Annotated in this window: 22 protein-coding genes; 16 read left to right on the forward strand and 6 right to left on the reverse strand. The window is 36.3% G+C overall.

Annotation, left to right across the window (positions count from 1 at the left end):
* Nucleotides 1-15 precede the first annotated feature (15 nt).
* The 6 genes from ACFX5U_RS06015 to ACFX5U_RS06040 all read left to right on the forward strand — a co-directional run bounded on the left by ACFX5U_RS06015 (nt 16) and on the right by ACFX5U_RS06040 (nt 5,262).
* Nucleotides 16-633, forward strand: a complete 618-nt coding sequence (locus ACFX5U_RS06015; protein ID WP_038697063.1) for a TetR family transcriptional regulator — start codon at nt 16-18, stop codon at nt 631-633.
* Entirely contained in the window at nt 623-1,732 is a 1,110-nt protein-coding gene (locus ACFX5U_RS06020; RefSeq protein WP_400262771.1) for a TolC family protein, read from the forward strand. The genes ACFX5U_RS06015 and ACFX5U_RS06020 overlap by 11 nt, the downstream gene beginning before the upstream one ends.
* Nucleotides 1,686-1,928, forward strand: coding sequence for a TolC family protein (locus ACFX5U_RS06025; RefSeq protein ID WP_400262772.1), 243 nt, complete (start codon nt 1,686-1,688; stop codon nt 1,926-1,928). The genes ACFX5U_RS06020 and ACFX5U_RS06025 overlap by 47 nt, the downstream gene beginning before the upstream one ends.
* An 11-nt stretch (nt 1,929-1,939) precedes the next feature.
* Complete coding sequence (locus tag ACFX5U_RS06030) at nt 1,940-3,031, forward strand: HlyD family secretion protein (RefSeq protein WP_400262773.1); 1,092 nt, start codon at nt 1,940-1,942, stop codon at nt 3,029-3,031.
* Between the two features lie 4 nt (nt 3,032-3,035).
* On the forward strand, nt 3,036-4,619 hold the full coding sequence (locus ACFX5U_RS06035; RefSeq protein WP_038697070.1) for an MDR family MFS transporter: 1,584 nt from the start codon (nt 3,036-3,038) through the stop codon (nt 4,617-4,619).
* A gap of 184 nt (nt 4,620-4,803) precedes the next feature.
* Complete coding sequence (locus ACFX5U_RS06040; protein ID WP_038697072.1) at nt 4,804-5,262, forward strand: membrane protein; 459 nt, start codon at nt 4,804-4,806, stop codon at nt 5,260-5,262.
* Between the two features lie 75 nt (nt 5,263-5,337).
* Here the strand turns inward: ACFX5U_RS06040 and ACFX5U_RS06045 are convergent, their stop codons facing one another.
* Nucleotides 5,338-5,949 carry a hypothetical protein gene (locus tag ACFX5U_RS06045; RefSeq protein WP_400262774.1) on the reverse strand — a complete coding sequence of 204 codons (612 nt, stop codon included), beginning with the start codon at nt 5,947-5,949 and terminating at the stop codon, nt 5,338-5,340.
* A gap of 22 nt (nt 5,950-5,971) precedes the next feature.
* Nucleotides 5,972-8,227 (reverse strand): TonB-dependent receptor domain-containing protein, encoded by a 2,256-nt coding sequence (locus ACFX5U_RS06050; RefSeq protein ID WP_400262775.1) that lies wholly within the window; start codon nt 8,225-8,227, stop codon nt 5,972-5,974.
* Between the two features lie 486 nt (nt 8,228-8,713).
* Between ACFX5U_RS06050 and ACFX5U_RS06055 the strand changes: the two genes are divergently transcribed.
* On the forward strand, nt 8,714-10,309 hold the full coding sequence (locus tag ACFX5U_RS06055; protein WP_038697076.1) for a discoidin domain-containing protein: 1,596 nt from the start codon (nt 8,714-8,716) through the stop codon (nt 10,307-10,309).
* A gap of 74 nt (nt 10,310-10,383) precedes the next feature.
* Here the strand turns inward: ACFX5U_RS06055 and ACFX5U_RS06060 are convergent, their stop codons facing one another.
* Complete coding sequence (locus ACFX5U_RS06060; RefSeq protein WP_038697078.1) at nt 10,384-12,009, reverse strand: ABC-F family ATP-binding cassette domain-containing protein; 1,626 nt, start codon at nt 12,007-12,009, stop codon at nt 10,384-10,386.
* Nucleotides 12,010-12,406: 397 nt separating this feature from the next.
* On the opposite strand from ACFX5U_RS06060, the gene ACFX5U_RS06065 reads away from it, so the two are divergent.
* The 8 genes from ACFX5U_RS06065 to ACFX5U_RS06100 all read left to right on the forward strand — a co-directional run bounded on the left by ACFX5U_RS06065 (nt 12,407) and on the right by ACFX5U_RS06100 (nt 17,888).
* Complete coding sequence (locus ACFX5U_RS06065) at nt 12,407-12,772, forward strand: PEGA domain-containing protein (RefSeq protein WP_051959796.1); 366 nt, start codon at nt 12,407-12,409, stop codon at nt 12,770-12,772.
* Nucleotides 12,773-13,240: 468 nt separating this feature from the next.
* Entirely contained in the window at nt 13,241-13,351 is a 111-nt protein-coding gene (locus ACFX5U_RS06070; RefSeq protein WP_400262776.1) for a zf-TFIIB domain-containing protein, read from the forward strand.
* Complete coding sequence (locus ACFX5U_RS06075; protein ID WP_400263637.1) at nt 13,299-13,556, forward strand: hypothetical protein; 258 nt, start codon at nt 13,299-13,301, stop codon at nt 13,554-13,556. Before ACFX5U_RS06070 ends, ACFX5U_RS06075 begins: the two co-directional genes overlap by 53 nt.
* Nucleotides 13,557-13,949: 393 nt before the next feature.
* Entirely contained in the window at nt 13,950-14,552 is a 603-nt protein-coding gene (locus ACFX5U_RS06080) for a TolC family protein (protein WP_400262777.1), read from the forward strand.
* Entirely contained in the window at nt 14,497-15,249 is a 753-nt protein-coding gene (locus ACFX5U_RS06085) for a TolC family protein (protein WP_400262778.1), read from the forward strand. The genes ACFX5U_RS06080 and ACFX5U_RS06085 overlap by 56 nt, the downstream gene beginning before the upstream one ends.
* The gene (locus ACFX5U_RS06090) at nt 15,249-16,310 is read left to right on the forward strand and encodes an HlyD family secretion protein (RefSeq protein WP_038697084.1); all 1,062 of its coding nucleotides are present in this window, start codon (nt 15,249-15,251) and stop codon (nt 16,308-16,310) included. The genes ACFX5U_RS06085 and ACFX5U_RS06090 overlap by 1 nt, the downstream gene beginning before the upstream one ends.
* Nucleotides 16,310-17,251: a hypothetical protein gene (locus ACFX5U_RS06095; protein ID WP_400262779.1), complete on the forward strand. Its 942-nt coding sequence runs from the start codon at nt 16,310-16,312 to the stop codon at nt 17,249-17,251. Before ACFX5U_RS06090 ends, ACFX5U_RS06095 begins: the two co-directional genes overlap by 1 nt.
* On the forward strand, nt 17,238-17,888 hold the full coding sequence (locus tag ACFX5U_RS06100) for a hypothetical protein (RefSeq protein WP_400262780.1): 651 nt from the start codon (nt 17,238-17,240) through the stop codon (nt 17,886-17,888). Before ACFX5U_RS06095 ends, ACFX5U_RS06100 begins: the two co-directional genes overlap by 14 nt.
* 50 nt (nt 17,889-17,938) lie before the next feature.
* Here ACFX5U_RS06100 and ACFX5U_RS06105 read toward each other — a convergent pair whose 3' ends face one another.
* Nucleotides 17,939-18,397: a MaoC family dehydratase gene (locus tag ACFX5U_RS06105; RefSeq protein WP_038697088.1), complete on the reverse strand. Its 459-nt coding sequence runs from the start codon at nt 18,395-18,397 to the stop codon at nt 17,939-17,941.
* Nucleotides 18,398-18,632: 235 nt separating this feature from the next.
* On the opposite strand from ACFX5U_RS06105, the gene ACFX5U_RS06110 reads away from it, so the two are divergent.
* The gene (locus ACFX5U_RS06110) at nt 18,633-19,151 is read left to right on the forward strand and encodes a TlpA disulfide reductase family protein (RefSeq protein WP_051959798.1); all 519 of its coding nucleotides are present in this window, start codon (nt 18,633-18,635) and stop codon (nt 19,149-19,151) included.
* 49 nt (nt 19,152-19,200) lie between these two features.
* Here the strand turns inward: ACFX5U_RS06110 and ACFX5U_RS06115 are convergent, their stop codons facing one another.
* Complete coding sequence (locus ACFX5U_RS06115; RefSeq protein WP_400262781.1) at nt 19,201-19,950, reverse strand: isocitrate lyase/phosphoenolpyruvate mutase family protein; 750 nt, start codon at nt 19,948-19,950, stop codon at nt 19,201-19,203.
* Between the two features lie 87 nt (nt 19,951-20,037).
* Complete coding sequence (locus tag ACFX5U_RS06120; protein WP_400262782.1) at nt 20,038-20,955, reverse strand: DUF4377 domain-containing protein; 918 nt, start codon at nt 20,953-20,955, stop codon at nt 20,038-20,040.
* Between the last annotated feature and the right edge of the window lie 12 nt (nt 20,956-20,967).

Raw genomic sequence — 20,967 nt, forward strand, 5'->3', positions numbered from 1 at the left:
TTTAAATCATCAAGAATGGAATTTAGTGAGAAACAATTAGAAATATTGCATGTTGCAGAGAATCTTTTTTCAAAAAATGGTTTTGATGGGACATCTGTTCGTGACATTGCACAAGAGGCACAGGTCAATGTCGCAATGATCAATTATTATTTTGGGTCTAAGGATAAATTATTGGATGATTTGTTCACCTATCGAGTTGAAAAATTTAAAATGGATGAAAGTATTTTGAACCTCACTTCACCCGTAATGGAAATTCTCGACGAAATGGTCAGTTCGTATATCAAGTATATGAATTCGAGCCTGGCTATTTATCAGATTATTGCTATCGAAGCAGGTGTAAAAAGAAGATTAATGCTATCTGATTCATATAAAAATCTAAAGGAACATAATCTACAAGTTATTTCGAGTATTATTCATCGCGGAATAGAAACTGGAGAATTTTTATCAGGCAATGATCCAATATTAATCCATGCTACGATGATGGGGACCTTCATGAATTTTCAGATGAATAAAACATTTTTAAAATCGCAATTAAATATAACTACAGACGAGGCCTATAGCAAATATATGGAATCTACCCTAGTCATACATTTACAAAGAACGATTAAAGCTTTATTAACATATGCATATTAAAATAGGAAAGTTGGCGCTCTTGCTTTTCTGTCTTCAGGGCTCGGCATTTGCACAGCAAAATGGCCCTCTTACCTTGCAAGAGGTTATCCATCTTGCACAGACACAAAGTTTAGAAGCAAAAGCTACAGAGACAAAAATTAGAGGAAGAAAACTGGAGTTAGAAGCTTCCAAGAATAGTTTGCTCCCTGATGCTAAACTAAGTGGCCAATATTTGGCTATGACCTCACCAGATGTAAAACTGCAAATACCACTGTCTTCTTCTTCAGATCCGATGGATATCAAGGCTAATCAGCTGTTGTTAGGACAGGCTTCCATCAGTATGCCTATCTATACCGGAGGAAAGATTAAAAATAGTATTGCTGCTGCGGGTAATGCTGTAAAGGCTGAAGAATATACAGCATTGGCACTTAAAGATCAATTAGCACAGCGTGGTATCAATTTGTTTATCAGCTTATACAAAGCACAGCAGACAGCGCTTTTAATGGAGGAAAATATAAAAAGAGCCGAGCAACGAGTGATTGATTTCAGAGCCATGGAAGCGAATGGTATTATTCCAAGAAACGACCTTTTAAAATCAGAGCTGCAATTGTCCAATTATAAAGTTGCCTTACAGGAAGCTGAGAAAAATAAAGCGGTGTTAAATTATGAACTGGTTAATTTTCTAAAATTAGATGAGGGTACACATATATCAGCTATACAATTGGAGGATCCTGAAGTTGCTGTAAGATCTTCTGATGCCCAGATTGCACTGAATAATAGAAATGAGTTGAAAGCTCTGCAAGCACAACACGATATTGCTGAAAATAAAGTCAATATCGAAAAGGCTAACGCATTACCTAAAATTGCTGTATCTGGAGGTTATGCCGCATTAGATGTACATAATTTGTTAACGGTGAAAAATGCCATGAATGTAGGAGTAGGCGTGTCCTATGATATTGGCTCGCTTTATAAAAATAAGAAAAATGTCAATATCGCGCGTAATCAAGTTAGTCAAATTGATGAAAATGTTGTCATTATGAACGATAAAATAAAGGTTCAAGTGCAACAAGCAAATGAAAACTTTCAGCTGTCGGTCTCGCAGAAACCAGCTCTATTCTGAAGCTGTTAGTCAAGCAAATGAAAATTATCGAATCGTCAAGGATAAGTATGATAACGGCGTGGCAGATACAGATGATTTATTAGAAGCCGACGTACAGCAATTACAGTCAAAAATTAACTTAGCAATTTCCAAAGCGAATACGGTAGAGAAATATTACGACCTGCTTTTGGTAAATGGACAAATAGCAACAAAATAATTATAATAGCAATGGAAAATCAAGAAGAAAAGAAACCATCGAGTAAAAAGTTCGCCTTCATTCTAATAGCCCTTATTTTAGTTGGGGGTGGTTATGGAGGTTATAAATATATACACGGTCAATCACATGAGACTACAGATGATGCGCAGGTTGATAAAAATATGAACCCCATCATTCCAAAAGTAGGAGGATATATTTCCCAAGTATATGTGAAAGATAATGATCTTGTCAAAAAGGGGGATACCCTCTTTACCATTGACACTCAAGATTATTTAATTTCTGTGAAAGAGGCGGAAGCGGCACTCTTGGGAGCAGAAAGTTCTTTCGAGGTTTCAAAAGCTGATGTTAACGCAACCTCAGCGAATGTTGCTGTTTCCGATGCAACTGTTCGCTCTAACGTCGGAAGTATAGATGCCGCAAAGATTAGAGCCGAACAAACTCAGAATGATTTTACCCGTTATTCGAACCTATATCATAATCATTCGATCACCAAACAACAATATGAGCAAGCGCTGACAGCAAAGTTAGAAGCAGAGAAGCAAGTGGAGATCTTACAGCAACAACGTAATGCCTCCAACTCGCAACGCGAGGCTGTGGTGAGTAAAACTAATGTAGCAAGTAAGCAGACGTTAGTTGCACAAGCGAATATAGAGCGTGCAAAAGCGGCGCTTGATGCAGCGAAGTTGAACCTTTCGTATACGGTTGTGACTGCCTCTGCAGATGGTCAGATTTCAAATGTAAAAATTAGACCAGGTCAAATGGTTAATCCCGGAGCAGCCTTGTTTTACATAGTCGACAATCATGAAACTTGGGTAGTTGCCAATTTCAAAGAGACACAAATGAATGATATCCGTATTGGACAAAAAGTAGAGGTGATTGTAGATGCATACCCAAGTATTAAGTTTGAAGGTGAAGTGAATTCTTTCTCACCAGCGACAGGGTCTAGATTTTCTTTGTTACCTCCGGACAATGCAACGGGTAACTTTGTGAAAACCGTGCAGCGTCTGCCTGTGAAGATATTATTAACGAATGCTAATACGGCCGATAATATTGCATTATTACGTTCAGGGATGAACGCAGATGTTGATGTCCATTTAAAATAGAACTATGACAGCTACACTTGATCAAGATAGTCTTATTGAATATGGGTATCGACGTGTCATCATTACCATTATAGCCGTACTTTGTGCTTTATTGGAGATTGTGGATACCACGATTGTTAATGTTGCTCTCAATGATATGAAAGGAACATTGGGTGCTACGTTGACTGATATCGCTTGGGTGATCACTGCATATGCAATCGCAAATGTTATCGTAATCCCCATGACAAGTTGGCTATCGCAGCAATTTGGTCGCAAAAATTACTTTGCTGCCTCCATTATTATTTTTACCGTATCTTCTTTTTTCTGTGGTAATTCGACGAATTTATGGGAACTCGTATTTTTTAGATTTATACAAGGAATGGGAGGCGGGGCACTTTTGGTTACCGCCCAAACCATTATCACTGAAAGCTATCCACCTGCTAAAAGAAGTATGGCACAAGCTATCTATGGGATGGGGGTTATTGTGGGTCCTACTTTAGGGCCACCTTTAGGTGGTTATATCGTCGATCATTTCTCTTGGCCTTATATTTTCTATATCAATGTGCCTTTAGGTATTATTGCGGTTCTCTTGACACTTTCATTTGTTAGAAGTCCAAAATATGGTGAAAAACAAGCTGCAAAAGATGTGGATTGGTGGGGTATGGTATTTCTCATTATGTTCATTGGTTCATTACAATATGTATTGGAACATGGACAACAAGATGATTGGTTTTCTAATAGTACCATTGTTGTGTTATCCGTGGCCTCCGTCTTAGGATTGTTATTTTTTGTGTGGCGAGAGTTGACATATGATCGGCCAATTGTGAATCTTCGCGTTCTAAAAGACAAAAATCTGCAAGTAGGGGTCGTAATGAGTTTTATATTAGGATTTGGTTTATTCGGTTCAACATTTGTAATCCCGATATACACGCAATCCATTCTAGGTTGGACTGCTACAGATGCAGGGTTACTATTGATTCCAAGTTCACTGATGACGGGCGCGATGATGCCTTTTATAGGGAAGATGATTCAAAATGGAGTTCCTCAAAAGTATATGGTAGCGTTAGGTCTATGTATATTCTTTGGTTTTTCATTTGTCATGTACAGCCGATTGACCAATGATACAGGTGCGGAGCATATGTTCTGGCCATTGATATTCAGAGGAGTCGGTTTGGGTCTGTTATTTGTTCCTGTCATGACTTTATCCCTTTCTACTTTGTCGGGTAAAAGCATAGGTGAAGGCGCAGCTTTTACAGGTATGATGCGTCAGCTTGGAGGTTCATTTGGAATTGCATTGATTACCACTTTTATTTCCCGATTCACGCAGGCGCACCGTGTCAATTTGCTCTCGCATCTGGATACCACGAGTTTCGAAGTGCAGCAGCGAGTTAACCAGCTTCAAGCCAGCTTTATTGCTAAAGGATTTGCTCCTAATGAAGCATTAGCAAAGGCCTATCAGCTATTGGAAGGTTCTGTGACAAAGCAAGCAACTGTATTGTCGTATATGGATGTGTTCCTATATATTGGGTTATTATTTATCGCTTGTGTCCCTTTTGTTCTAATGATTAAACAAGGGAAGAATAAAGTGGATACGTCGAGTTTACATTAAATGATATGTATGGCTCTAAAAAAACAGTAATAGATTTTATCTGTTACTGTTTTTTTATGCGGTCGTGACAAATATTTTTATGCTAACAATTGTGCTATTTGTTTGTTTATAATTTGATATTCCTTGTGAACGGTACACAAGTTTAACATAGGGATGGGGCTCTAAACAAACTAATGATAGATTTATGAAATTATTACTTATTCTTTTTACGGCATTTTTCATTTCTTTAGTAGGTACAAAATTAGTATATGGTTTTTGGGACTTCTCGTTCGCCGGAAATCTAGGGATGTCTGTCTTTATCATTTTTACAGGATTGTCGCACTTTAAGTTTCAAAAGGGGATGACCATGATGATGCCCGATTTTATGCCTGCAAAGTTGTTTTTTGTTTACTTAACGGGAGTTTTGGAAATTGCTGCGGGTATTGGGCTAATGATACCATCATTACGTACTATTACAGCCGTATTGTTGATTATTTTCTTTATCGTTGTTTTTATAGCAAATGTAAATTCCTCAAAAAAGATGATCAATATGTTTAAGGCAGATTATACTGGCCCGGGCATGAATTATCTTTACGCGCAAAGACTTCCTATGCAGCTTATTTTGATTGCGTGGGTCTGGTATTTTGGGCTATACATAAAATAATAATGTGCTAAAAAATCCTCCATCATCGAGCGATGAGGAGGATTAAACCAATTATAATAGAGGGAGGAGGGAATATTATTTTGTTAGGATATTATCGAAAGTAATGGACATATAATATAAAGCACCAAGTGTTGGACCACCAGCATATTGAATGTAGTGGTTGTTGAATACATTACTACCACCAAGTTTTATAACTGCCTTCGTCAGTTTGTAACTCATCTGAGCATCGATATTATGATAAGCAGATACACGTGCATTTACGAGTGGGCTTTCCCAATCAAAAGCATCTTGCCATTTCCAAACGACATTAAAACCAAAATTTGGTACGATTTCTCTATTTCCAAACGATAGATTCGATGCCCATTTAGGTGTGTTAAAGCCCGTAACAAAAAGATCTGACTCCTTGTTTTTTGTTATGTCACTGAAATTGATATTGCCAGACAGGGTATAGTTGCCACTGAAGTTGTACGTTACACCCAAAGAACTTCCGTAGTTATTGTAACTGTTTTTCGCGTTGGTATAAACCCGATAACGTGTTTGTTGCGATCTATTGTTGGCCAACATATCAAGTACTGAAGCGTCGGTCGTTATTTTGTCTGTGGCAGGAACAGCAACCTCTACCTGCCCCAAGAATCCATTGTAAACATTGCTGTAAAGATCCCAATCAATCGCTAATTTATTTTGCAAAAGAACTGCTTTATAACCAATCTCAAAAGACTTGATGCTTTCCGGTTTCTGTTGCTCTTAGATTTGTCACGGTCAATAGTCCACGGTTCTTAAGTGCTGCATCATTGGATGTCAATCCATTTGCTACATCTTTATTTACTGCAGCATTGAAGGTATTGACAGATTGTAAAGTATATGAATTATCTAAATACCCAAGGCCCTCATTGATATAAGGTAGGCCCCCTACACGACGCACATTTCCATTATTGACGAATGATAGGGCTTCAAAAAGAGCGGGAAATCGATAGCCATTCTGAAATGATGCTCTCAAGTTATGTTTCTCTTTTAAAGTATACACAGCCGCGATTCTAGGATTAATTTTAGCGGAAAATTCTGGATTATAGTCCACACGTAAGGAACCGAAAATCTTTAATTTCTCTTCTAATAAGGATTTTGTAATTTGACCAAAACCACCAATTTTTTTATAATAGACATTATCTCCAAAAGAGCCATTGGGTAAAGGTTGACTGCGTTCGGCAACAGGTCTTTTAAAGTCAACAAAATTATTTCCGTCAGGAACAACTTCGTATACGGTTGCATCGCCGCCCACAAGAAGGTTGAAAATATTGATATGCCGGCTTAGATCCCACTGGGCATTGGCATGATATGTTCTGCTCATCTGTTTCAATTGCGCTCCTCCAGTTGCGGTACCTGTAGCTATACCTGCATTCAGGTGATCCCAATTATTGATCTTCGTGATCGTGTTTTTCAAAGATGTAAAATCATTTGTACCCGGCTCCACGCGGCCATTATCGGCTAATCTTCTTGCATTTTGCAAGGCTTCTGTTAATGAAGTCCCTTCATTTAATTGTGTCTGCAATGTGTTTTTGAAAAGATCTCTCCAGGCATTGTTCGATAGATGGGTTAGGTCTAAATTGTCTGCCAAAGGTTTTATATTGTAGGAGTCACCCGTGTTTTCTGTCGAAATATAAGTCTTTATGGAGTAGTCATTTCCTTTCAATTCTAATTTGTGATTTTGAACTTTCACATTGTCCAATTGAATTTTATTACCACGTTGGAATACACCATCCATTTGACCAAACCGATAACTATAAGACAATTCAGCATTTTCCGTGAAGCGGTAATGCAATGCGGCATCGAATTTTAAGTTTTCGACTGTTGGCTTCGCTAAATCCTGTTCTTTATATCCCGTTCGCCTAACGATAAGAGATTGGTTAGATTTGCCATCAAAATTTAATCCACTTAAAGTGACAGCATTATTATTTTCGTCACCGTAAATATTCCAACCATCATAAGCAGGATTGTTATTGCCTGAAAGTTCAGGATAGTTAGGATTTGCTGTGTTTAAATTGTTTGGATTTTGATCTTGAAATGAATTGGACAACCAATCGGTACCTCTTAAATAGCTGATATTGACCTTAAATGCAAATTTATTATTAAAGGATTTAGCAAAACGAACGGCATTTTCTGTTAGGTTGCTCAATTCTCTTCCTGTACCGCCAGTATGATTAAGGCCATTTTTTGTGTACACGCTCAGCCCCTCATAGAGGAAAGGATTTTTGGTCAACAGGTTAGCCATACCATTTATTGCATTCATTCCATAGAGTGCAGAGGAGGCCCCAGGAGTTATTTCTATGCTAGCGATGTCTAGTTCCGTCGGACCAATTGCATTACCAAGTGGAACACCTAATGTAGCTGCTTGCATATCAACACCATCTGCGAGTTGTACAAATCTAAAATTGTTGGGAATGTTGAATCCCCTTGTATTGGGGATTTTGAAGGTGATACTCGAAGTCGTCATTTGAACACCTTTTACATTTTCCAGCGCATCATAAAAGCTAGGTGCAGGAGACTCCCGGATTGCTCTAATATCTAATTTTTCTATAGATACGGGTGATTTTAGAATGCTTTCTTGCGTTCTTGAAGCTGTGACGACCACTTCTTTACCTAGTATCGTTTGTGTCAGTAATGCGAGATTCAAATCGGACTCAGGACCCGTAATATCATAGGTTTTAGTTTCAAAACCGACCCCGGATACTTTTATAGTAAAGGGATATTTCGCTTTTGTGTTGAGTTTAAAATCACCTTTATTATTCGTCGAGGTTCCATTAACGGTCCCTTCGATAGTGATTGTAATCCCTGGTAAAGGTTCCTTTGTAATCTGGTCAATGACATGCCCTGTAAGTTCAATTATATTTGTGCCCTGAGCAAATGATGGAAGGGTCGTGGTCATTCCAAGAATCACTATAATAGTAAAATTTAGTACTGCTCTTTTCATATTTAATATTTAATCTATCGATTTGGTAGACAAATATATTTTTTAGTTTTCATATTATAGTATTATTTTTTAATAATCTGTTATTTGGTTGTTTTAAGTAGTTGTTAATGAGTTAGTTTTATTTTTTTCATTTCAAAGTTTATTGACGTGATTGCTGCTTTTTTAAGAGTATTGGTTATCATTTATAATTATTTTTCTATAAAAATAGCCAAATTTAAAAACAGAATGAAGAGCAGGAATCAGCTGATAGAAAGATATACCGAAAGTGGTGGTCGATATTGTTCTTAATTTGCATAGTAGAATTTTCTTGCAAGAGAAAACTAAAAATAATAAAGGTGATTGTCACTATCCTCTCGTTACATAGTATATTAATTATATATAAAAGTCAATCGATTGCGCTAGATAAAACATTACATAATTTGAATTATTTTTTTTAAAATGATTTCTCTTTTATAAATTAGGTTAACACCAATGTAAACATTAAATATGAAGAACAAATCTTTTTACGCATTATGTAGTGCTATACTACTGACTGTTTTTTCCTGTAAAGACATTTCACAGGATTTAATTAATTATGAAGGCGCTCTACCTGGTGATGGGAAAAATCAGGTGCTAAATCTTACCAATGAATGGCGGAATAATCCCTACAAATTAAATGTCGTTTATTTTGTTCCGGAAGATTTGGATTCAATACCAAATTTTAGATCACGTTTGAGTAAAATACTGTTGGACGCACAAGCCATGTTTGCCGATAACATGGATCGCGAAGGGTTTGGAAGAAAATCTTTTGGCTTGGATTTAATCAATGATACACTCATTAATATCATCTACATTCCGGGTAATTTCGGCAAAGCAACTTATCCATATGATGGAGGACATGGTGCTGTAAAAGCTGAAGTTGATGCTTATTATTCCTTAAATCCTTCCGCTAAAAAAAGTGAACATAATTTGATCGTTATCCCAACTTACGATAGCGATCCGTCCAATCCTGGAGGCCCTCCTTTTTATGGAACAGGCACGACCTGCTATGCACTTGATTATGTCAATTTAGATGCGAAAAACTTAGGGATAGGTGGAGATATAGGGTGGAAGGCAACGGTATGGATAGGAGGGATGATACATGAGTTAGGACATGGTTTAAATGCAAGTCATAATCGTATGAATAAGACTTTAGCCCCCTCTTTAGGAACTGCTTTGATGGGAAGTGGTAATTCTACCTACGGTATTTCAACAACCTCATTGACACAAGCGACTACGGCAACATTTAATAATAGTCAAGTGTTTAGCACGGTAACACGTTCGGATTGGTACCAAAATGCATCAGTAGATATTACGTCATTATCATCGTCATTTTCTAATAATAGCATCATCATTTCTGGTAAGTTTACGACAACCAAGCCTGTGAAAGATGTTGTTATCTGGCATGATAGAACCCCTTATGGCGGCAATCAAGATTACGATGCTGTACAATGGGCGACTAAGGTAATCGGGCAAGATAGTTTTAGATTTGAATGTCCATTGTCAGATTTTTACGATTTGACAGACGAGTACCAATTAAGAATTGGTTTTCTACATGAAAATGGAAGTCGCTCCACCTATGGCTATCTCTATAACTTCGTTAATGGTATTCCTAATCTTTCTCAAGTTGTGGTGCACGATTTATTGCCAACAACTGGATGGTCGATAATAGCAAGCGATAGTCAAGAAAACGGAAGTCCTGCCAGTAATGTGTTGGACAAGGATCGAAATACGATTTGGCATACACCATGGTCTTCTGCTCAAACACCACAACCGCACTATTTCTCTGTTGACATGGGAGCGACACGCTCTGTTAAAGGTCTTGCTTTCCGAAATCGTGATAATTTGAATGGTGCTATGAAAGATGTTCATATTTATTCGAGCACAAATGGGACTGCATGGAGTTTAGTGAAAACAGCACAGTTGATACAAGTCTCAGGAAGTTGGATAAATGTCGATCTTACTTCAGTATTGAATACCCGATACTTGAAAATAGAGTCGACAAGTTCATGGGGAAATTTCTTCTATTCTCATTTAGCTGATTTTGGTGTTTACTCAAATTAAGGGAGTTAAATAGCTTAATAAAGAGAGGCCTTGATATTAATATCAAGGCCTCTCTTTATTTATTAAAATAGTGCTTATTTGTACATTTCAGCACGTTGTGCTTGTACAACTTCACTATTGATATACTCGTCATAAGACATCAATTTATCAATGATTCCTTTCGGAGTCAATTCAATAATACGGTTTGCTACTGTCTCAGTCAATTCGTGGTCACGAGAAGTAAACAACATGGAACCTTTAAAATCTACCATCCCATTATTTAATGCTGTGATGGATTCCAAATCCAAGTGGTTCGTTGGCTCATCAAAGATTAAGAAATTTGCTCCTTGTAGCATCATTCTTGAGAACATACAACGCATTTTCTCACCACCGGATAGTACGGAGCATTTTTTCAACACTTCCTCTCCGGAAAATAACATTTTACCTAAGAATCCACGGATAAATTGCTCATCAGCATCCGGGTTGGTCGTATAATCTCTTAACCAATCTACAAGATTCTCTGTCTTACCATCGAAAAACGATGAGTTATCCATTGGCATGTCGGCAGGAGTGATAGTAATACCCCATTTGATATCGCCTGTATAATCTTGGTCGCGGCCTGCAATGATATCATAGAATGCTGATGTAATCAATGAGTTGGCACCTAAAACAGCAATTTTATCACCCTTATTGATCATGAAGGTAATGTCCTTGAAGAAAACTTCACCATTTACTGTTTTACTCAATCCTTCAACATGTAACGTTTGATCTCCCGGATCTCTGTTCATGGTGTTGAACATGATTGCAGGGTATTTACGGTTAGAAGGTTTGATTTCATCGATATTGATTTTATCCAAAGCTTTCTTACGAGAAGTTGCTTGTTTTGATTTCGATGCATTGGCAGAGAATCGACGGATAAACTCTTGAAGTTCTTTTACTTTATCTTCAGTTTTTTTGTTCTGATCTGTACGTTGTTTCAATGCTAATTGTGACGATTCGTACCAGAAAGAGTAACTACCTGTATAGATGGTCATTTTACCGAAATCAATATCTACCGTATGCGTACATACAGCATCTAAGAAGTGACGGTCATGGGATACCACCAATACGATGGCTTCATAAGAAGCTAAGAAATCTTCCAACCAAGCAATCGTATTGATGTCAAGGTCGTTGGTAGGCTCATCGAGAATTAAAATATCTGGTTTACCAAATAAAGCTTGTGCCAATAGTACACGTACTTTTTGGTTACCATCGATTTCTGATACTAATTTATAATGGAACTCTTCTTTAATACCTAAACTACTTAAAAGAGTAGCAGCGTTAGATTCAGCATTCCAGCCATCCATTTCTGCAAATAAACTTTCAAGTTCTCCTGCGCGCTCACCATCTGCATCAGAGAAATCCTCTTTCATATAGATAGCATCTTTCTCTTTCATGATCTTGTAAAGTTCATGATTACCCATCATTACGGTTTCCAATACTGTAAATTCGTCGAAAGCATAGTGATCTTGACTTAAGACCGACATTCTATCTCCAGGAGTAAAAGCAACAGAACCAGTAGATGGATCGACTTCACCAGAAACAATTTTTAAAAAAGTTGATTTTCCAGCTCCGTTGGCACCAATAATACCGTAACAGTTACCAGGTGTGAATTTTAGATTGACATCTTCGAATAGTACACGTTTACCATAACGAAGGGAAAGATTTGACACATTAATCATCCTGCAAAGATACGCTTTATTTCTATTATTTTTACTTGCATTTTTAAGTGTATTGTAAAGTAATCTGTATATTTTTCATCCAATTTAATTTCAAATATGCTACTTTCACTAGCTACACTTAAACACTATATGAGCTTGTTAAGTATCTTTCTTAAGAGATATCCATAAAATTTTAAAGCAATATGTCTAGAGCTCTTTGAATGAAGTAATTTTTATTTCTAAAAACTTGGGATAATAAGAATTGATTTTTTTTGTGATTCACTTTGAAATTTTTAGTCTCGAAACACATATATAACTGTTTAAAAAACAGTTATATATTCGTTGTATAAATATTAAGTAATTTTAATAATATTTCTTTTCATTTTATATCTTTGGACTTTATTTTAATAGATATATTATGAAAAGAATTCTACTATTATCGTTATCAGTTATTACATTAACTTCATGTTCGACAATTTTTACAGGTACAAAACAGACCGTAACCATTAAAACTTACCCAGAAGGCGCTAAAGTTGAGGTTGATGGTCTTGATCGAGGAATAACACCTGTGGCAGTAAGATTAAAAAAAGGTTTCAGTGGTCAGACAGTTACCTTAAAGAAGGAAGGCTATGAATTTAAGATGTTCCAACCTGAAACTACTTTTAATCCTGTTTCTGTTTTAAACTTTATAGGATTAATTGGATGGGGTGTCGACGCGGCTACTGGAGCGATGATGAAATATGATCCTAAAGTGTATGAAATAACTCTAGATCCTAAAAAATAAGGATTTTCCATAATCTCATGACCAACATATACACTCTGTCGTATGTTTTTTATAATCCTATACGACAGGGGTTTTTATTTTAACTTTCTTTGTGACCTAAAAATTATAGTTGTTTTTTTTCGTGTAACTAATTTACTGTGAATCAGTAAAGAAATCTGATCCTTCTTCATAAATGAACAGCTCTCTTTTTATTTTTTTATCAAAATATTTTAAAGACCAATAATCTATATTGTTAATGCCTCTGGTATTATCTGTTTTCAAATTCCTTTCTAGATGTTGATGTTTTTTGAAAGCTTTTACATTATATTATCAGGAAATGGTACTGATTTTATGAAAAATAATTAATTCCCTTACATTCTGATGATAATTCTTGTTAAATAATGTGAAATATATATGACCGCTGCTAGATCACAGTACGAAATTCAGTAAATTGCTGTTTAATTGATTGAAAATTAGAAATAGGAAGATATGAAATGCCCAAATTGTAACGAAACTTTATTGATGACCGAGCGTCATCAAGTAGAAATTGATTATTGCCCTATTTGTAGGGGCGTATGGTTGGATAAAGGAGAAACTTGATAAGCTGATGTCTTATGCAGCTGATCAAAATAAAGGATCTTCAAATACTTTTGAAGATCGTTCCGTACGTCCTGAACATATAAACAGAGAGAGAGCCGAAGATCGGGATCAATATCGTGGTGATCATCGCAATGAACATAACAGACATCAACAATATCCTAAAAAGAAGAAATCATTCCTTTCTGATTTCTTTGATTTTGATTAGATTTTAAATTGTTTTTGTGATTCCTACGAAAGCAAATGTCAGCACAATTATATCGATCTCTTTAAGACCGGTGTAGAACAAATAAGTAAAAGGTCTGCAGAAAGCATTAAAGGTTTTCTGCAGACTTTTTGCATTATATAGGTTCTCTTTTAATACAGATATTTAAATTCCGGACAACTAGTTTTGATTGTTTCTATTATAGAATTAAATTTTCTCTAATGAATACTCTAGAAGTTCACGCATGTCTTTATTGAATCATATTGATGTCTATTTATTTGATTTTGTCTATTATGCGTAATATATTGGCAATTGTGAAGAAATTATTTATCGAAATAGTCTCTAAATTTGCAACGCAAAATTTTTATAGAAACGAAAGTGAAACTTATTACCAGAATGGTAAAGCGGATTTTAACAATTGGGTTGTTATTATTTGCTATTTCAGATGCAAAGGCATCTGATACTTTAAGAACTTCTTTGGATGATATCATCAGTAAAGCAATACTGAATGCCAAGCAAATAGAGCAATCTCATTTGCAAATTGAAGAACGGAATTTAGCTGTGAAACAGCAGCGCATGGAATTACTCCCAGAAATTTCATTACGAGGGTCTGCAAGTTACGCAACCAACATGCCTATCTATGATCAAGGCATTTTTAATAGACCTAGCCAGCATGATGTTATCCATTATTTATACGATACAGGAGTTGACTTTTATTTAAATCTTTATAATGGGCATAAAGATTTAATGAAAATCGAATCCCGAAAATTGGAACAGGTGCTCGCTTCGATCGAATGGTCCAATGATAAAGCGCGTATCAAATTAGATGTTTGTAACCTGTTCTTAGAGTTGGAAAGATCTTATATGGATCAAGCACTTATTGAATCTGATATCCTGGATCAAAAGTCGCAACTAAAGGAAATTAAGAACCTGTATAATTCTGGTGTGGTACTGCATAGTGATGTGTTGCGTATGGAACTGGAAACTTTCCAAGCGTGAGATGCTGTCCGTTCAGATTGTTCACGATATTCAAACTTTGAACCAGAAATTGAAATTTATTATTGCCGATGACGTCGATATTATTCCAATTCCTCATGATTTTACGGGGACGGTCGAAAGTTATGATGATGCTTGGACATTTGCTAAACATCACGCTTTTAGCCTCCAAAAGTCGGAACAGGAAGTCAGGCTAAAACAACTTGCAATCAAACAATATCAAGCTAATTACCTACCTGAATTGTCTCTGGTCGGGAATTTTACATTTGCTAACCCCCAGATATTTCTGTATCCCTACAACGATAGTTGGTATAATCTAGGTATTGTTGGTGTTAAATTGAAGATCCCGATTTCATCAGTTTATCGCAATAAGCATGTTGTGCGGGAGGCAAAGATTTCTTTAGAGCGAGAGGAAGTGAAACATCATTTGGAAGAGGAACAGATGCAAAATCAGCTCCTACAAGCACATTTGGATTATAAACTAGCCTGTGTACAGCGGGATGTCTGTTTGAAAAATGTAGGTCTTGCTAAAGAAAATGCGCGTATTATCAAAAATAGGTACTTTAAGTCATCTGCTTTGGTAACTGATTTACTGGATGCGGATATGGAGCATCTCAAAACCCTATTTGAGCTAGAATCTGCAAAAATAGCGATACAAAAACACTATTATTTTATTGAATTTTTAAAAGGTACTATTTAATGAAACCTAAATCTCGTTGGTCATTGACCGATGCTAAGTTGACAACAGTTACGAATTGGATTGCTGTATTTGTTTTGTGTGTGCTATTATTTTGGGGAGGACGTACCTTATGGATTAGAATCAATTACGCCTATACCAATGATGCTCAGGTAACGCAATATATTAACCCCATTATTTCCAGAGTGGGGGGCTATGTGGTTTCGGTACATTATCAAGATCATCAAATTGTGAAACGTGGCGATACTTTATTGATTATTGATAATCGTGAATATAAATATGAGGCAGATCAAGCGAACGCTTCGGTCTACAAGGAACATGCAGAAATGAATGTACTGAGTAGTCAAAAACAAATTTTGATCGAAGAACACGAATCGTTGAAAAAATCAATTGCTGCCAACGAAGCCCGCGTCGTAAAACAGCAGTTAGAGTTTAATCGCTATCAGTTTCTATATGAAGAAAAATCTGCTACGGCACAACAACTGGAAGAGGTAAAAGCTACTTTGGATGTCTATAAAAGTGAAGTAGCGGCTTTGCAACATAAATTGGAAGCTTCAAAAGAGCGCGTGCACGATGTCGATGTACAGAAGACAGTGGTTAGCGCGGAGAAAAATAGATTATCAGCAGCTGCTGGACGAAAACATCTAGATGTCGGATATACAGTCGTTCGTGCTCCATATGACGGGATGATTGGTAAACGAAGTATTGAAGAAGGACAAATGGTCAATGCAGGTGAAGTATTAGGTTTTATAGTGAATGCGGAAACACCAACCTGGGTAACTGCAAATTTTAAAGAAACGCAGTTACGCTATTTGCATCTTCATGATCAAGTAGAAGTGATTGCTGATGCCTATCCTGATCAGGTATTTAAGGGTAAAATTATTTCAATATCTCCAGCAACTGGATCGTCTTTCTCTTTGTTGCCACCGGATAATGCTACTGGGAATTTTGTGAAAATCGTGCAGCGGATTCCGGTTCGAATAGAATTGGATAAAAAACAAGAAGAACAGGTGTTGCGTTCGGGGATGAATGTTAATGTATCCGTTGCAAAAAATAGAAAATAGTGAAAGGAATATTTAGAGAATGGGTTCCGGAATGGCTTATTAAGTTAATTTTATTCAGTTGCTTAATGCCGAGTATGGTTTTATTCTTCTTACCAGGGGCGAATATACAGGTTACTGCAGGTTACTACGGTTCTCAACCCAGTGATATACAATTTTTGATTATTCTGTTTTATGCTGGATTCGTTGGATTTTACATCTTAGAAAGACGTTTTTTTCTCTTTTTCCCTGTTAAGCAGTATTATGTCATATTCAATCTGTTGCAGGTTTTGAATTGTTATTTGATGTACAGCATCACCGATATTACTTGGGTCTATGGGCTACGATTTATACAAGGTATGCTGTTTGCAAGTGCAGTCAATCTATCCATATCGATGATATTTTCACGCTTAAATAGCGAGCGTGCTAAGGAAGTCAGTTATTCCATCTTTTTTGGAATGTTACTCTGCAGTTCACCTTTTAACAGTTTTGTAACTGCCGAATTTATCGATTCATTTAATTTTGATGAACTATACCTCTATGCCGCTTTGGCTTTTGTACCAGGTCTATTGCTGGTGTTGATTTCAATGAAATCTACGCGTCATGTCAAACCCTATCCTTTATTTTCATTGGATTGGCCAAGCTGTGTTTTTTTTAGTGGCCTCATCATTGCCTTTGGTTACATGATGGTTTATGGTCAAGAGGTGTATTGGTTTCTGGGATTCACATATGCAGGTTGCACTATTTCTAGGCATTGCATTATTGTTTTGTTTTGTCACTCGCCAATTGGCTTTAAAACGTGTCTATGTCGATATTTCTATTTTCATGAATCGTCGATTTCTTTTGGGCTTACTGATTCTTTATATGATGTACATCGAACGATTTTCCCTTTCAGTTTCCAATCAATATTTTCTACAGGTACTCAAAGTAGATCCAATCCACCTGTCTTATATGCAGTGGTTTAATATTTTGGGAATTATTATAGGTGTTTTATTTGCCATGTACTGGATCGTTGCGCATAAATCAGTCAAATGGATTTGGATATTAGGTTATTGCTTTTTACTTACATTTCATCAGATTATGTTTTTTTCATTTGAAAGTGAAGGAAATGATTATTACTTCTGGATTCCGTTGTGTATACATGGGATAGGGGTAGGATTAATCATGGTGCCGACTATATTATTTACGATAGCAAGCGTAAAGCCACATCTTGCGGTTTCGGCGGCAGCTATCTGCTTGGCGGTGCGGTATTTTGGGTATACCAGTAGTATTGGCTTGCAAAATTTCTTTAAATTATTTGAAAGTAATCAGCATCAACAAGTATTTCAGGATCAGTTGCAACGGAGCAATGTTATTTTGCAGACTTATTTTGACAAAGAAGCTGCCAAACTACTGGAAAATGGCCTTCAATTTCATGAGCAGGCTACTGCTATAAAACTAGTAGCGGAGCGAGTCAAGAATCAATCTTTCGTTCGTTTTGCTATGGATTATTACGAATTGATGTCCATCATCAGTATCTGCATATTAATTCTGATTTTTTTATCACCCTCACTTAAAAGCATGTATAAAAAACTTAAACAGAATATGGTGTCACCAGCATAATAAAAGGCATCCATACACCACATGCTTAGGTATGGATGCCTTAACAATAACTAGATAAAATGATAAAGGAATATCACATCACCTACATAAGCAGGTTTAGCATTATCCTTGATCAATAGCGTTGCCTCTATGATGACCTTAATTACACCTCTTAAATTGGTGACAGTTTTTACTTTAGCCTGTAATTGAACTTCACTATCAACTAATACTGCCTGTCCAAATTTGAGGTTTTCAATACCATAATTGATTTCCATTTTCACATTTCTCACTTCGGAAATCTGTTTCCACAAGTAAGGGATCATTGAAAGCGTTAAATATCCATGGGCAATAGTTGATTTGAAAGGTCCTTCCGATTCCGCTTTTTCCTTATCAACGTGTATCCATTGATGATCCAGTGTGGCATCAGCAAAACTATTGATCTGTTTCTGATCTATTTTATGCCATTCGGATAGTCCCAAGAGCTTTCCCTCATAGGACTTATAATCTTCGTAATTGTTTATTATAACCATATTTTTTGATATGTTAGTTGTAAGTTGATTATTCTTGATATTCAAAACAATTTTGTTAAATGAATATAGCGAATATATATTAAAATAAGCTCATCCTTTTAAGGAAAGCCATAACTACATAATTTATATATAGATACTGTTTTTGAATGTATAAAGAATGTGAATAGATTTTTTTATATTGAAAACAAAAAGGCGAGAAAAACTTATTTTTGATAGTTGATTAATTTATGATGTTATGCTTGGTTTTGGACATATAGGTAGGAAAATTTTGGTATATGGTTTATGTTGTACTTCACTTGTATTTTCATCGCATGTTATACAGCAAACAACAGCAACAAACGTTGTATATGAGGTGACATTCCAGAACAATACGGGCAGTGAAATCAACTTAAGCGATTTAAAAGGAAAAGTCGTACTAATCAATTATTGGGCAAAATGGTGTGTCCCCTGTCTAGCTGAGATGCCTGCACTCAACCAATTGTATGTTGATATGAAAGCTAATGAAAATATCGTTTTCATGGCAGTTGATATGGATCGGGACCTAGGTAAGTCGGCTCGATTTATGAAAAAAAGAAAATATAGTCTTCCTCTTTATCAGCTCAACTCAGAGCTGCCCGCAGACTTAACCACGCGATCCATACCCACAACGATTATATTGGATAAAAAAGGCTTGTTGGTGAATAAACATGTTGGTACCATGAATTTTAAATCCACCAAATTTAAAGAAGCCCTGCAGCAGCTCAGTGAGGAATAGCATTGCAATGGAAAAAGCCATTTCATAATCAATAAAATGGCTTTTATGCTTATTTCGGAAGTTTTGGATGAATTAAAAAATCATGAAATAATTTCGTGTTTTCAGCCACTAAATACTCGTAAATTTTTGCACCATGGCTAAGCCTTTTTACTCCAATTTCCGTTAATACAGCAGCTTTAGGAAGCTTGTCCGTTAAAAATAAATTGAGAGGCAAGCGGGTTGAGTTTACTATTTTTTCAATATCAACTTTAGTTTCTGCCAAGGGTACAAAGAATCCATCGGCACCTGCTTGGTCATAGATTTGCGCTCTTTTTAGGGTTTCCTCCAGCGCAGTTTCATGCTTAGTCGTGTAAGTATCTGTTCTCGCATTGATAAATATATTTTTTGTCAATGCTTTAATGGCTGCTATCTTATCTGAAAGAAGCGTTGCTTTGCCAAGTGTACGTTTAGACTTAACAACTTTTCCATCTTCTAAGTTGATGCCAGCCACTCCTAATTCAACGAGTTGCTTGACATACTTGGCGACTTGATCAGGATCATCGGAGTAACCAGATTCAAAATCGACAGAAACGGGTATTTTAACAGATTTCACGATTCTTTCAACTATAAATAGTAATTCATCCACAGACATCTGTTCCCCGTCGGCATAGCCAAGTGAATTGGCTATAGCATGACTGGAGCTTCCGAGGGCTTTAAAACCAGTAGATTCCGCTATTTTAGCGCTTTGTGCATCCCAAACATTTCCTAATAAAAGTAAATCATTTTGATGGTGTAGTTTTGAAAATTTTGTATAAGACATATGGTATTCTCCGTTCTTTAAGATATAAAACAGGTCAAAGGGTACAATTGTTTTAGAACAGGAAAATAGTCGGAAATATACAGGTACTTATTTCTCTGTAAGTCCAAAAATTGCAACATGTTCATTTTTGATATACAGGTTGAATGTCTGTTCTGCAATATCGTAGTGTAATTCTTTATTTTCAAGAATCTTATATAGGTCTGCTTCAATATTTTCACCCATACATGCACGCATCGTAGTTCCTAAGTTTGGGAAGGCAATGGTGTTGCTGTTGATCATAAAAGGACCAAAAAAATTATTACAGCTGGAGTTTCCAGATATTTGTCCTTTATCCGCATCAAATAATAGAAAGGCATTATACTTGGCAACTTCCTTGCCATTCAAACTAATTAATTTCCACTTGTGTCTCGATAAAAATGCAGCAGCAGTTGGCAAAGATTGCTCATTTTTAGCCGCTGTTTTCGCTACTATTTTTACAAGTTCATATTGGTATGCCGAAGCATCTTGAGGTGGATTTTCTACCAGGGTTCGATTGACGATGATGGTATAAGTGTAACCCTCTTCATATTCAAATCCCTCGATATGACTATAGAAATATTCCCAATCATCTTTTGGGCTATATTTTACCTGTAAACATTTCATCTGACCTACACCTTGGCAATCGACACGTTTATCATTGATTTCCATCGTTAGGTTTTCGCCTGCTGATTGCGATTTATGTAATGTCTTTAAGAGTGTATAGCGATAACTGGGTTTGTTGGGTACAGGGTCTGCTAATTTTGTTCTTCTTAGACGTAGTTCATAATTGTAATTTGGATCATACTCAAAGGAGTCGATACGCGCATAAAAGGGTTCCCAATCCTTACTATTATAATATTTTACTTGTAGTGCCTTTTCATGAGGTATGCCACTTTTTAATTTTATTGTAACATCATTTGTCTGTGCCAATGATGTTAAACTGATTGTTGTGAGAGACAAAAATAATAGGGCTGAAAATTTGATCATATGCTTTATTTG

It is taken from the genome of Sphingobacterium sp. SG20118 (genome assembly GCF_044740685.1).
Taxonomy (GTDB): Bacteria; Bacteroidota; Bacteroidia; order Sphingobacteriales; family Sphingobacteriaceae; genus Sphingobacterium.